Source organism: Pseudomonas sp. NBRC 111138 (genome assembly GCF_001320835.1).
GTDB classification, from domain to species: Bacteria; Pseudomonadota; Gammaproteobacteria; order Pseudomonadales; family Pseudomonadaceae; genus Aquipseudomonas; species Aquipseudomonas paracarnis.
Genome location: NZ_BCBO01000052.1, coordinates 80,082 through 94,631, shown reverse-complemented (window position 1 = coordinate 94,631; position 14,550 = coordinate 80,082). Strand labels below are relative to the sequence as shown.

Annotated in this window: 3 protein-coding genes; 1 reads left to right on the top strand and 2 read right to left on the bottom strand. The window is 64.1% G+C overall.

What is annotated here, in order from left to right; translation table 11 throughout:
- Positions 1–297 precede the first annotated feature (297 nt).
- Complete coding sequence (locus APH41_RS09695) at positions 298–852, bottom strand: hypothetical protein (RefSeq protein WP_054897036.1); 555 nt, start codon at positions 850–852, stop codon at positions 298–300.
- A 72-nt stretch (positions 853–924) separates the two neighbouring features.
- A complete protein-coding gene (locus tag APH41_RS09690; protein WP_054918692.1) occupies positions 925–2,736 on the bottom strand; it encodes a monovalent cation:proton antiporter-2 (CPA2) family protein in 1,812 nt (603 codons plus the stop codon).
- Positions 2,737–3,073: 337 nt separating this feature from the next.
- Here APH41_RS09690 and APH41_RS09685 point away from each other — a divergent pair, with 337 nt between their 5' ends.
- The gene (locus APH41_RS09685) at positions 3,074–14,461 is read left to right on the top strand and encodes an autotransporter-associated beta strand repeat-containing protein (protein WP_054918689.1); all 11,388 of its coding nucleotides are present in this window, start codon (positions 3,074–3,076) and stop codon (positions 14,459–14,461) included.
- Positions 14,462–14,550: the final 89 nt, after the last annotated feature.

Sequence of the window (14,550 nt, the reverse complement as noted above, 5' to 3'; positions counted from 1 at the left end):
TCTGGGGGGGCCGCCGCCACGCGCCATCCATGGCGCGGGGCGGCTAAACCGGCATCCCTGCCGGTTTACCCCCCAAATCCCTGTCGAATTCCGGCCAGCGTGGTTTAACGGGGCGCCTAAGATCAAAAGCAGATCAAGAGCGGCTCGCTTCGCATCGTGGTTACCGCTGAGCTTACAGAGTTATGTAGATACCTATGCTGCGATAGCGGTGGCTCAGTAAAAGATTCAGTGACTGACACACCGCCATCGTAGGCAAGCCCGCTCCCACATGGGTTTTGTGTTGGCTGGAAGAGGGGGCTACTTGCCGCCCGTAATCTGCTTCACCAACGCCGCATGCCCCTTCACATCATCAGCCCGGGAAATCGCCTGGATCACCAGCAAATGGTTGCCCGAACCACCCAGGAACGTGGAGTTCAAGGTCTTGCCTCCGCCTTGGGTAGCGCTGCTGTCCACCTGGCGCAGGCCCAGGCCCTTGTAGGTGAGTTTCTTCTCCCCCAGTTTCTTGAAGTCGGGCATGGCGGCGCTCTGGTCTTTGACGAAATCAGCCACGGCGCCGTCGAGGAACTTCGGGTCGTTATCCTGGATAGTTGCTCCATCGTTGCGCACGGTTTCGGCGACGATCACCACACTTTTCGTCGTTGAGTTAGCGTACAGGGTGCCTTGGGTGTCAGCGGTGCCGTCTTGCGCCGTGCCGGAGGGCAGGGTGTCGGCGCTGTAGGCTTTGGGCAGTTTGAAGGTGAACTTGCCACCCAAGGTGGAGATTGTCTGTGTGGCGGGCTTGGTGGCAGCGAACACGCTGCCGGCGGTAAGCGCTAGGGCGAGCAGCATTGCGGTTTTGGTGAACGTGGCCATGAAGCACTCCGGGGATGAACGAAATTGCGGCGTATTCTGTCAGAAAATTCGCAATTTCGTTCATCCAGCCCATCACAGCTTGTCGGAGGATTCCTCGTCAAGCCTGTCCATTTCAAACAAGCGCGCCAGTTCCGCACGGGCTTCCTGGGCAGTTTGCATGACCTTGGCCGCGTCGTCGTATACCGCGTGTTGGGCGGCGAGTACCTGCTGGTCGTGGGTCTTGAAGCGGTTGATGCGCGCATCGGCCTGGGCCTGGCTCAAACCGAGGCCGACCAGGGTACGGCGGCTCATTTCCAGGCTGGAGTAGAAGGTTTCGCGCACCGGTGAAGCGTCCAGGTCCACCAGGCGGTGTACGTGCTGGCGGTTACGCGCACGGGCGATGATCTTCATGTGCGGGTAGAGGTTGCGCACCAGCTCGGCGGTCTTGATGTTGATCTCCGGGTCGTCCATGGCGATCACGAAGAACTCCGCTTGATCGACTTTGGCGGCGTGGAGGATTTCCGGGCGTTGGGGGTCGCCGTAGAACACCGGCATGCCGCCGAAACTGCGGGTCAGCTCGATGGTTTCCACCGAGGTGTCGAGGGCGATGAACGAGATGTTCTGCGCGCGCAGGATTCGCGCCACGATCTGGCCCATCCGGCCCATGCCGGCGATGACCACGCGAGGCGCATCGCTTTCGATGGCGCGGTATTCCTCGGGCACTTCCACCGGCTTGGCCTTGGGTTTGAACAGCTTCGGGCACACCAGCAACAGCAGCGGAGTCACGGCCATGGACAGGGTGATGGTGAGCACCAGCACGTCGTACAGCTGCGGTTCGAACAGGCCCTGGTCGCGACCGATCTTGAACACCACGAAGGCGAACTCACCCCCCGCCGCCAGCACCACGCCCAGGCGCAGGGCACTTTCGCGATTGAGGTCGCCCACCATCCGCCCGACGGCGTACAGCAGCGGCAGCTTCAAGCCGATCAGCAGCAGGGTCAGGCCGATCACCACCAGTGGCGTGCTGAGCAGCAAACTGAGGTTGGCGCCCATGCCCACGCTAATGAAAAACAGCCCCAGCAGCAGGCCCTTGAATGGCTCGATCTGGGATTCCAGTTCGTGGCGGTATTCCGAATCCGCCAGCAGCAGGCCGGCGAGGAAGGCCCCCAGGGCCATGGACACGCCCACCAACTCCATCAGCCAGGCGGTGCCGATCACCACCAGCAGCGCGGTGGCGGTGGACACTTCGCGCAGGCCGGTCTTGGCCACAATGCGAAACACCGGGCGCAACAGGTAGCGCCCGCCGATGATCACCACCGCGATGCTGCCGAGGATCTGCAACACATGTTGCAGGCCCTGGGCTTCGGTGGTCGGATGATCGCTGCCGGCCAGCAACGGCACCATGGCGATCAGCGGGATGGCGGCGATGTCCTGGAACAACAGGATGGCAAAGGCCAGACGCCCGTGGGGTTGGTTGAGCTCCTTGCGTTCGGCCAGGCTTTGCAGGCCAAACGCCGTAGACGACAGCGCCAGGCCCAGGCCCAGCACGACGGCGCTGTTCCACGACTGGCCAAACAGCCATAGCGCGACCGCGCCCATCACCACACCGGTGAGCAGGACCTGGGCCAGACCGACGCCGAACACCGCCTTGCGCATCACCCACAAGCGTTTGGGCGACAGCTCCAGGCCGATGATGAACAGCAACAGCACCACGCCCAGTTCAGAGAACTGCGCCACGCTTTGCGGGTTGCCGATCAGGCCGAGAACCGACGGGCCGATGATCACACCGGCAAACAGATAGCCCAGCACCGCGCCCAATTGCAGGCGCTTGGCCAGGGGCACGGCCAGCACGGCGGCGAACAGGAACACCACGGCTGCTTGTAACAGGTTGCCTTCATGGGGCATCACGAACTCCATCGTTTACGTAGATCAACTCGGGGGGCCACAAAAATATTCCACAGCAGGGGAAATAGAGCGCTATTAGAGCGCTTTTTCACATTTTGAAACTTGTATTTTTGTCGCGACAGTCAATGGATGTTGGCTCTCATCCCATTCTTACGCCGGTTTTACGAAAGTATTAATACCATTTAATTCAATGGCTTTCGCGCGGGTCTACTAACGTTTCGAAAAACTGGATCAGTAGTCACCACGGTCAGGTGTTTCGAATTCGATGCGTGTGGATCGTTGAAACAAGGCTTGCACGCAGTCACGGATGAAAGGCTTGGACCACAAGGAGTAGAACGTGGATAGAAGACTTGCGACTGCCGCTTTACCTCGTATTTCTGCACTTTCTCTCGCGATCCGCCTCGGAGTGGCCGGGCTGGTGATGGGCCTGGTAAGTCCGGACGTGTTTGCCGCCTGTAGCCCGGCAAGTCCTACGGTCGGCGCGACGGTGACCTGTACGGGCGTGCCGTCATTGCCATTGTTCCTCAACACTTTCAGCAGCGCGGTCAATAACCTGACGGTCAACGTCAATGCCGGGGCGCAACTCAACGCAACGCTGGGCGGCAAAGCACTGACCCTGACCGGCAACAGCGCCACGTTGAACAACTCCGGCACCATTGACCCGGCACTCCTCGGATTGGTTTCAGTGTTGAGCGGTGGTGTGGTGATCGGAAACACGGCAGCCAGCGTGTTGAACATCACCAACAGCGCCACCGGCATCATGCGCGGTACTGGCGCATTGCTGGGGCTGAACCTGGCCTCGCTGGACGGCATGGCCCTCAACGCCACCAACGGCGCAGGCGGCACCACCACGATCGTCAACAACGGCGTCATTGGTTCTTCCTCCTTGCTCGGCCTGTCACTGTTCACGTCCGATACCCCGGTGGTAGCCGTGCAGGGTGGCGGGCAGGTCAATATGACCAACAACGGCGCCCTGACCGGGCGCGTGGCGTTCGAGAGCTCCACTACAGGGAACACGTTCCGCAACACCGGCACTATCTCTGGCGGCGTGTCGATGGGGGCCGCCAGTACCAACACCTTTACGGCAGTCACGGGCTCGCAAGTGACCAACGGCGGCGGCATCGGCTTGAGCCTTGGCGGACTGATCGGCGTGAACCTGACGTTCGCGCCCACCGGCCAGGTGGATGGCGGGGCAGGCGGCAGCAACTCGCTGATCCTTGAAAACACGACGGGTGTCGGTGGTGGCAGTACGGGCACCGGCACGGCTTCAAGCGCCAACTATGTCAACTTCAACAACCTGGCCATCAACAGTGGCACCTGGACGTTGCAGGGGCCGTTGGTCAGCGGCAGCACTACGCTCAATGGGGGTGTGGCGCAATTCAATAACAACGCGACATTTGGCAGCGGTGTGCTCACGTCTAACGGCGGTGCTATCGAGGCCACTGGCAACGGCTTGACGCTGGCTAACCTGATGACCCTCGGAACCGGTGGACTGACGGTGCAGGGGGCTGCTACCGGGCTGACCTTGAGCGGCCTGATCTCGGGCAATACTGGCTTGAACAAAGCCGGGACCGGCGAATTGATCCTCAGCGGCGCCAACACCTTCCAGGGTGGTACTACCTTGAGCGCCGGCACGCTCACGCTGGGCAATGCCACCGCGCTAGGCACCGGTGCCTTGACCGTGGCGGGTGCAGGTACTTTGCAAAGCAATGCTGCGCTGACAACCAGCAATGCGATTACCTTGAACGCGAATCTGACCGTAGACGGCGTGAACCCGCTGACCCTTGGCGGGGTTGTCAGCGGTGGTTCCGGGTTGATCAAGGAGGGCGTATCGAGCCTGGCGCTTACGGGCAACAATACTTACACCGGCGCCACGGCCCTCAACGCCGGTTCGCTGGTGGTTGGCTCCAATACTGCGCTCGGCGCCAGTGTGTTGAACGCCTCGGCGGGTACCACGCTGGATGCCAGTGCAGCAGTGAGCCTGGGCAATAACCTCAACCTGGGCGGTAACCTGACCCTTGGCGGCAGCAACGCGCTGACCCTTGGCGGTGTGGTGGCGGGCCTTGGTGGGTTGATCAAGAACGGCCCGGCGGATCTGATCCTCAATCAAGCGAACACTTACCTGGGCAACACTGCGCTGAACAGCGGTAAGCTGGTAGTTGGCGCCAGTGGTGCCTTGGGCGCGGGTACGTTGAATGCAGCCGGGGGCACGACCCTGGACGCCAGTACCAGTACGACGCTGGCCAACGCGATCAACCTGGCCGGTAACCTTGGAATCGGTGGCAGCGCCAACCTGACCCTGGGCGGCACGGTCAACGGTGCAGGCAGCCTGACCAAAGACGGCGCGGCCGGCCTGACACTCAGCGGCAACAATAACTTCCTGGGTGGCACCACCCTGAATGCAGGCAGCCTGACCCTCGGCAGCAACACGGCGCTTGGCCTGGGCAACTTGACCGTCGGCGGCGCCGCAACCCTGGACAGCAACTCGGCGGTGGCGCTGGGCAATGGCATTGTCCTCAACGCCGGGCTGACCGTCGGCGGCACCAATGGGCTGACCCTGGGCGGTGTGGTCAGCGGTGCGGGGGCGCTGATCAAGGATGGCCTGGCCAACCTGACCCTTGACGGCACCAACACGTTCACCGGTGGCACCAGCCTCAACGCCGGTACGCTGACCTTGGGCACGGCAGGCGCTTTGGGCGCAGGCCCCTTGACGGTCGGCGGTGCGGCAACCCTGGATAACAGTGCGGCCCTTACCCTGGGCAACGGGATTGCCTTGAATGGCGACCTGACGCTCGCGGGCAACAATGACCTGAATCTCAGCGGCGTGCTCAGCGGCGCCAGTGCGCTGATCAAAAATGGCTTGGCTGACCTGACCTTGAGCGGCAACAACACGTTTACCGGGCCATTGAATATTGTCTCCGGCAGCGTCACCACCGGCAGCACCGGTGCATTGGGCAACACCTCTGGCGTCAATGTCAGCACCGGCGCCGCACTGAACCTGGGCGTCGATTCCAGCCTGGCTGGCCTCAGCGGTGCGGGTGGCGTGGCAGTCGGCGGCGGTTTGGAACTCACCGTGGGTGGCGTGAACACCAGCAGTACCTTTGACGGTGACCTCAGCGGCGCGGGCAGCTTGATCAAGGTGGGTACCGGCACGCTCACGCTCAACGGAATCAATGGCATCACCGGTAACACGGCGATCAACGCGGGCACCCTGGATGTCGATGGTTCTCTGGGCAGCGCGTTGGTCAACGTGAACAGCGGCGGCACCCTCACCGGCAGTGGCTCGCTCTTGGGTACGGCGAATATCAATAGCGGCGGGCACCTGGCGCTGGGCAGTGGCACGACCTTGTCGGCTGGCGGCCTGAACATGAGTGCCGGGGCCAGTCTGGATGTGGCGCTTGGCGCACCGTCGCTGACCTCGCTGATGAATGTCGGTGGTAACGTGAATCTGGCCGGCGACCTCAATGTGAGCGATGCCGGTGGCTTTGGCGCCGGCGTGTATCGCTTGATCAACTACACCGGCGGCTTGACCGGCGCATTGAACGTCAACACGGTGCCGCTGGGTTATGGCCTGGGTGATCTGCTGGTACAGACCTCAGTGGGCAGCCAGGTCAACCTGGTGGTAGCGGCGCCGAATATTCGTTTCTGGGACGGCAGCAACACCCTTGCCAACGGCACTGTCGACGGTGGCAACGGCACCTGGACAGCGGGGGGCACCAACTGGACCTCGGCCGACGGCCTTTCCAACCAGACCTGGGGCGGTGGCTTTGCGGTGTTCCAAGGTGCTGCGGGGACTGTCAGCGTGAATGGCGTACAAACCATCACCGGTCTGCAATTCGTCACCGATGGCTACAGCCTGGTCAATGGCACCGGTGGGCAGTTGAGCACCGGCAGCGGCAACTTCGCCGTACGTGTCGACCCACTGGCGACTGCCACCCTCGGCGTCGATATCACCGGCGCGGGCGTTCTGAACAAACTCGATACCGGCACGCTGGTGCTCAATGGCGCCAACAGCTACACCGGTGGCACCTTGCTCAATGGCGGTACCTTGGTGGTCGGCAGCAACACCGCGCTGGGTACTGGCGCCCTGACTGCTGCGGCGGGCACCACACTGGACAGCAACGCCTCCGTAACCCTGGGCAATAATGCGGTACTCAGCGGCAGCCTGACGGTCGGCGGCAGCAACGCATTGGCGCTCAATGGCGCCATCAGTGGCATCGGTGGTCTGGTGAAGAACGGCACGGCAGACCTGACACTCGGCGGCACCAATACCTTCCTGGGCCCTGTGGCCTTAAACGCAGGCGGGCTGATTCTGGCCAGCAATACGGCGCTGGGCGCGGGCGTGTTGAACGCCGCCGGCGGCACAACATTGGACGCCAGCACGGCGGTTACTACCACCAACGCGATCAATCTGGCTGGCAACCTGGGCATCGGCGGCACCGCTGACCTGACGCTCGGCGGCGCAATCAACGGTGCGGGCAGCCTGACCAAGGAGGGCGCGGCCAATCTGATCCTCAGCGGCGCCAACGCCTACCTGGGTGGCACCACCCTGAACGCCGGTACGCTGACCTTGGGCAGCGCCACCGCCCTTGGTCTGGGCAACCTCACCGTTGGCGGCGCGGCGACCCTGGATAACACGGCAGCGCTGAGTGTGGGCAATGGCGTCGTGCTTGACGCCAACCTCGCCGTCACCGGCAGCAATGACCTGACCCTGGGTGGCCTGGTCACCGGCACGGCTGGCCTGAGCAAAGACGGCGCGGCCAACCTGACCCTCAATGGCGTCAACACCTTCCAGGGCGGCACCACCCTCAACGCCGGCACGCTGACCCTGGGCACGGCAGCGGCCCTGGGTACCGGCGCCTTGAACGTAAACGGCGCGGCCACGCTGGCCAACAGCACACCGCTGGTATTGGCCAATGCGGTCAACCTCAACGCTGGGCTGACCGTGGGCGCTCTCAACAATAACCTGACCCTGGCCGGCGTGCTGGCCGGCAGCGGTAGCCTGGTCAAAACCGGCACGGCGGATGTGAGCCTCACCGGTACTAACACCTTCAACGGCCTGTTCGATGTGCAATCGGGCAGCCTCACCACGCTGGGCAATGGGGCACTGGGTGTCGGCGCCGGGGTCAACCTGGCGAGCGGTACTTCCTTGAACCTGGGCGGCAGCGCCAGCCTGGGCGCCCTCACGGGTACCGGGCTTGCAACCGTAGGGGCCGGCAGCACCTTGAGCGTCGGCAACAATAACCTCGACAGCACTTTCGACGGTGTCGTGGCAGGCCTCGGCAACCTGGCCAAAGACGGCACGGGCGCCTTGACCCTCGGTGGCCTCAGCGTGGTGACCGGGGACGCCCAGGTCAACGCCGGCAGCTTGCTCGTCAATGGTTCCCTGGCCAGCGCCAATGTGGCGGTGGGCAGTGGCGCCACCCTCGGCGGTACCGGCACCTTGCTGGGTAATGTGAACATCGCCGATGGCGGCCACCTGGCCGTCAACTCCGGCGCGACCCTGACCACCGGTTCGCTGCTGCTCAATGCCAACGCCAACCTGGATGCGGGCCTCGGCGCGCCCGCCACTGGCGGCACGGCGCTGGTGCAGGTCAATGGCAACCTGACCCTGGACGGCACCCTCAACGTCACGGATATCGGCGGCTTCGGTGCGGGTATCTACCGCCTGATCGACTACACCGGTGGGCTGACCAACAACGGCCTGCAACTGGGCAGCCTGCCGGTGAACATCCCGGCCAGCGACCTGGACCTGCAAACTGCGATTGGCAACCAGATCAACCTGCTGGTCAACGGCAGCACCAATATGCAGTTCTGGGATGGCAGCCAAACCACGGGCAATGGCACCATCGAAGGCGGCAGCGGCACCTGGAGTGCAGGCGCCAGCCAATGGACCGGCGTCAACGGCGCATTCAATACAGCCTGGACCCCGAACAGCTTTGCCGTGTTCCAAGGCACGGCGGGCACTGTCACGGTTGACGGCGCGCAAGCAATCACTGGGTTGCAGTTCGTCACGGATGGCTACAACCTGGCGGGCGGCACGGCGGGGGCCTTGACCCTCTTCAATGGCACCGGTGGCAACACCGCTGTGCGTGTCGATCCTGGCGTCACCGCCACCCTGGGCGTCGCGCTCAACGGCGGTGGCACCCTGGCCAAGCTCGACACCGGCACCCTGGTGCTCAACGGCGCCAATAGCTACACCGGCGGCACCGCACTCAATGGCGGCACGCTGGTGGTCGGCAATGACAGTGCCCTGGGCAGCGGCGTATTGACCACCGCCAATGGCACCACTTTGGACAGCAACGCTGTGGTCAACCTGGCCAACAATGTGGACGTCAACGGTACGTTGACCGTCGGCGGCAGCAATGCCCTGACCCTGGCCGGCACCGTGGCGGGCACGGGCAGCCTGATCAAGAATGGCATCGCCAACCTGACCCTCAGTGGCAACAACACCTATGCCGGCCCAACCGCACTCAACGCAGGCGGCCTGATCCTGGCCTCCAACACGGCCCTGGGCAGTGGCGCCCTGAACGCGGCCGCCGGCACCACCCTCGACAGCAGCACGGCGGTCGCCCTGGCCAATACGGTCAATCTGGCCGGCAACCTGGGCATTCTAGGCACCGCCGACCTGAGCCTGAACGGCCTGGTCAGCGGTACCGGTGGGCTGACCAAAACCGGCGCGGGCGACCTCACGCTCAACGGCGCCAATGCCTACTTGGGCGGCACGCAGTTGAATGCCGGCTCCCTGACCCTGGGCAATGCGTCGGCCCTGGGCAGTGGTGCCTTGGCGGTCAATGGGGCAACCACCCTGGACACCAACACGGCGTTGGCCCTGGCCAATAACACCAGCCTGAATGCCGCGCTCACCGTCGGCGGCAGCAACGACCTGAGCCTCAACGGCGTGGTGGACGGCAGTGGTTCGTTGACCAAGGCCGGTGGCGCCAACCTGACCCTGAACGGCGCCAATACCTACAGCGGCGGCACGGCACTCAATGCCGGTACGCTGACCCTCGGCAGCACCACGGCCCTGGGCTCGGGCGCGTTGACCGTCGGCGGTGCGGCGACCCTGGCCAATAGCACGCCGCTGGTGCTGGCCAATGCGGTCAACCTCAATGGCGACCTTACTGTCGCTGGCAGCAACAACCTGACCCTGGGCGGTGTACTCGCTGGCAACGCGGCGCTGATCAAAAATGGCGCGGCGGACCTGCTGCTGACCGGCAACAACAGCTTCAGCGGCCCACTGACCGTGGCGGCCGGCAGCGTGACCACGGCGGGTAATGGTGCGCTGGGCACCACCTCCGGCGTCACTGTCGGCAGCGGCGCGAGCCTCAACCTGGGTGGCAATGCCAACCTCAACAGCCTGGCTGGCACCGGTACGGTGCAGGTGGCGGGCGGCGCTACGCTGGCGGTGGGTGGCAGCAACCTCGATAACAGCTTTGGCGGCGCGCTCAACGGTGCCGGAAACCTGGATAAAAACGGCAGCGGGGTGCTCAACCTGAGCGGCACCAATGCCCTCAGCGGCGCGGCTAACGTCAACGGCGGTACCTTGAATGTCACAGGTTCCCTGGCCAGCGGCACGGTGGCGGTGAACAGCGGCGCAACCCTGGCCGGCAGCGGTTCATTGGCCGGCGCGGTGTCCGTGGCCGACGGTGGGCACATCGGCCTGGCCTCCGGCAGCACACTGTCGGTGGGCTCGTTGGTGCTGGGTGGCAACTCGAACCTGGATGTTGGCCTCGGCACCCCGGTGCTGGGCGGCGGCACTGGCCTGCTGAATGTCGGCGGCGACCTGACTCTGGACGGTAACCTCAATGTCACCGATATCGGCGGCTTTGGCAGCGGCGTCTACAACCTCATCAACTACACCGGGGCCTTGACCGATAACGGCCTGGCGCTCGGCACACTGCCAGGCAGTGTGGTACCGGGTGATCTGCAAGTGCAGACCGCGATCACCAGCAAGGTCAACCTGCTGGTGACTGCACCCAACACCACCGTGCAGTTCTGGGATGGCAACAGCCTGATCGGCAACGGTGCGATTGACGGCGGCAACGGCACCTGGAACGCCGGCAATACCAACTGGACCAATGTCGACGGCACCCTCAACCAGGGCTGGGTCAACAGCTTCGCGGTGTTCCAAGGCGCGGCGGGCAACGTGACGGTGGACGGCACGCAGAACATCACCGGCATGCAGTTCGTCACCGATGGCTACACCCTGGGCGCTGGCACAGCGGGCGTACTCAACCTGGTCAATGGCGGCACCGGCAACACCGCGGTGCGCGTCGACCCGAACGCCACCGCGACCCTGGGCGTGACCCTCAACGGCGCTGGCACCCTGGCCAAGCTCGACAGTGGCACCCTGGTACTCAACGGCAATAATGGCTACACCGGCGGTACCGCGCTGAATGGCGGCACCCTGGTGGTGGGCAACAACAGTGCCCTCGGCACAGGCGCTCTGACGGCGGCCGGCGGCACCACCCTGGACAGCAACGCGGCGGTCAGCCTGGCCAATGCGGCTGTACTCAACGGTGCCTTGGCGGTGGCAGGCAGCAACGCGCTGACCCTCAACGGTGGCATCAGCGGCAGCGGCAGCCTGGTGAAAAACGGTGCGGCAGCGCTGACGCTCAATGGCGTCAACAGCTACAGCGGCGGCACTGGCCTGAACGCCGGTCAATTGATCCTTGGCAATAATGCTGCCCTGGGCAGTGGTGCCTTGACGGTCGGCGGCGCGGCGCAACTGGATGGCAGCACCGACCTGCAACTGGCCAATACCCTCAACCTGGGTGGCCCGCTGACCCTGGCCGGCAGCCACGACCTGGCCCTCAATGGCGTGGTCAGCGGCACTGGCAGCCTGGTGAAAAACGGCAGCGGCGCCTTGTTGCTGACAGGTGCCAACACCTACAGCGGCGGTACCACGCTCAACGGCGGCAGCACCACGGGCAACACCACCAGCCTGCAAGGCGCCATCGCCAACAACGCGGCGTTGACCTTCGAGCAAGCCATTGACGGCACCTACACCGGCAACCTTACCGGCGCTGGTGTACTGAACAAAACCGGCACCGGAGCGTTGCTGCTGACTGGCAACAACACCTTTACCGGTACTACCAACGTCAACACCGGCAGCCTGCTGGTCAACGGCACCTTGAACAGCGCCGCAGTGCAAGTCGCCAGCGGCGCGACCCTCGGCGGCAGCGGGACTCTGGGCGGTGCGGTGAACATGGCAGACGGCTCGGTGCTCCAGGCCGGCGCCGCGACGCCGCTGTCGGTGGGTTCGCTGGCCTTGTCATCGGGCACCACCCTGGACTTCGCCCTCGGCGCACCGGGTGCTTCCAGTACGGCGGTGAACGTGGCGGGCAACCTGACCCTGGACGGCACTCTCAACGTCAGCGATACCGGCGGCTTCGGCGTCGGCGTGTACCAACTGTTCCGCTACGGCGGCAGCTTGACCGATAACGGCCTCACCTTTGGCACCTTGCCGGTGGCCCTGGGCAACCTGAGCCTGCAGACGGCGCTGGCCAACCAGCTCAACCTGGTGGTGCAAACCGCGCCAGGCCAGATCCAGTTCTGGAACGGCGGCACCACCAATCCCGATGGCACCATTACAGGTGGCAGTGGCACCTGGGGCCCGGGCACCAACTGGACCGACCCGACCGGCACCCAGGGGCAGGCGTCCACCAACCAGTTCGCGGTATTTGGCGGGCAGGGCGGCACCGTGACCGTGGTCGGCAACCAAGGCTTCACCGGCCTGCAAGTGCTGGACGCCGGCTACGTGCTGACGGCCGGCGAAGGCGGCAGCTTGAGCCCGACCAACGCGGCGGATGGCAGCCTGGCGGCGGTGCGAGTCAATTCCGGCGTGACTACCCAGATTGATGCACCGCTGGTGGGAACCGGCGGCATCAACAAACTGGATGCCGGTACCTTGCTGCTGACTGGCGCGAATACCTACACCGGCGGCACCACCGTCAGTGGCGGTACGCTGGCGGGCACCACCACCAGCCTGCGTGGCAGGATCCTCAACAACGCGCGGTTGTTGTTTGCCCAACGCACCAATGGCCAATTCAGCGGCACCTTGAGCGGCACTGGTGCGCTGATCAAGCAAGGCGCAGGCGCGCTGTTGCTGACCGGCAACCAGCCGTTCAGCGGCACCGTGGCGGTGGAAGAGGGCGTGTTGCAAGTGGGCAACGCGGCCAACCCAGGCGCCGTGCTCGGTGGCCAAGTCACCGTGGCCAACGGTGCGGGGCTGACCGGTAACGGCAGTGTCGGTTCGCTGGTCAACAACGGCTCGGTGACGCCCGACAGCGGCAAGCTGACCGTGGCCGGCAACTTCACCAACGCCAGTACCGGTGCGCTGAACCTGGTGATCACCCCATCCACCACCGGTTCCCTGGCCGTGGGCGGCACCGCCAACCTGGGCGGAACCTTGAATGTGGTCAACCTGGCACCCTATGCCGGCGCCACCACCTATACGCTGCTGACCGCGGGCGCAGTCAACGGTACCTTTGCCACCACTAATCTAGAGAACCTGGCTTTCCTTAATACCGCATTGAACTACAGCCCAACCCAAGTGGCCCTGGCGATCAGCCGCAACAACGTCAGTTACGCCAGCGTGGCGGCCACCGGTAACCAGCGCGGCGTGGCGGCGGCGTTGGGCACAGGCACCGGAGTCGGTGGCGCAGCGGTGCAAAACGCCCTGCTTAATGGTGATGTGGCAGCGGCACGCGCGGCCTTCGACAGCTTGTCCGGCGAAATCCACGCCAGCACCGCCAGCGCCATGCTTGAAGATTCGCGTTATGTGCGTGACGCGGTCAACGAGCGTCTGCGCCAACCCGGTTGCTACCGCGAGGACGACCCGCGCAATGCCCTGGCACCTAGCGAGAACCACCTGAGCAGCGCCGGTTGTCACGGCGAGATGGTCGGCTGGATGCGCGTGCTCGGCACCTGGGGCCATATGGGCGGTGACAGCAATAGCGCCAAGCTGGACCGCAACCTCAGCGGCTTCCTGCTCGGCACCGACAAGCAAGTGGACGACGCCTGGCGCGTCGGTGTGGCCGCCGGCTACACCCGCAGCGACCTGGACGCCAAGCGCCGCAATTCCAGCGCCGATGTGGACAGCTACCACCTGATGGCCTACACCGCCTACCAGCAGGAAGCCTTCGCCGCACGCATGGGCGTGGCGTACAGCTGGCATGACGTCGAAAGCAAACGCAACGTGGCCGTCGGTGGCGAGGGCCAACGCCTCAAAGCCGATTACAAGGCACGCAGTGCGCAGGTGTTCGGTGAAGTCGGCTACACCATCCAAACCCCTAGCGTGGCCCTGGAACCGTTCGCCGGTCTGGCCTACGTCAACTACGACAGCGACACCATCAAGGAAAAAGGCGGTTCGGCAGCCCTGCGTGGCGATGCCGACCAGGACATCACCTACTCGACCCTGGGCGTGCGCATTGGCCAGACCATCACCCTGGGCAACGGCTCGAAAATCACCCCGCGGGGCAGCATCGGCTGGCGTCATGCCTTCGGTGATACCAAGCCCGACGCCGACCTGAGCTTTATCAATGGCGGTGGCTCGTTCAGCACCCAAGGCGTGCCGATTGCCAAGGACAGCGCAGTGGTGGAAGCGGGGCTGGATTACCAGATCAGCCAGAACGGCAGACTGGGCCTGGGCTATTCGGGCCAACTCTCGCGTAACGACAAGGACCACGCAGTGACCGTGAGTTTCTCCCTCGGTTTTTGATCACGGCCGAGTTTTTTGAACCGCCCGAAAGGGCGGTTTTTTTTGGAAGATTTTTTGAAGAAGTACGTTGGTTCATGAAAGCAGGGCAT

Coding starts and splice junctions, on each gene's coding strand:
- APH41_RS09690 (WP_054918692.1), bottom strand. CDS start 2,736: ATGCCCCATGAAGGCAACCTGTTACAAGCAGCCGTGGTGTTCCTGTTC.
- APH41_RS09695 (WP_054897036.1), bottom strand. CDS start 852: ATGGCCACGTTCACCAAAACCGCAATGCTGCTCGCCCTAGCGCTTACC.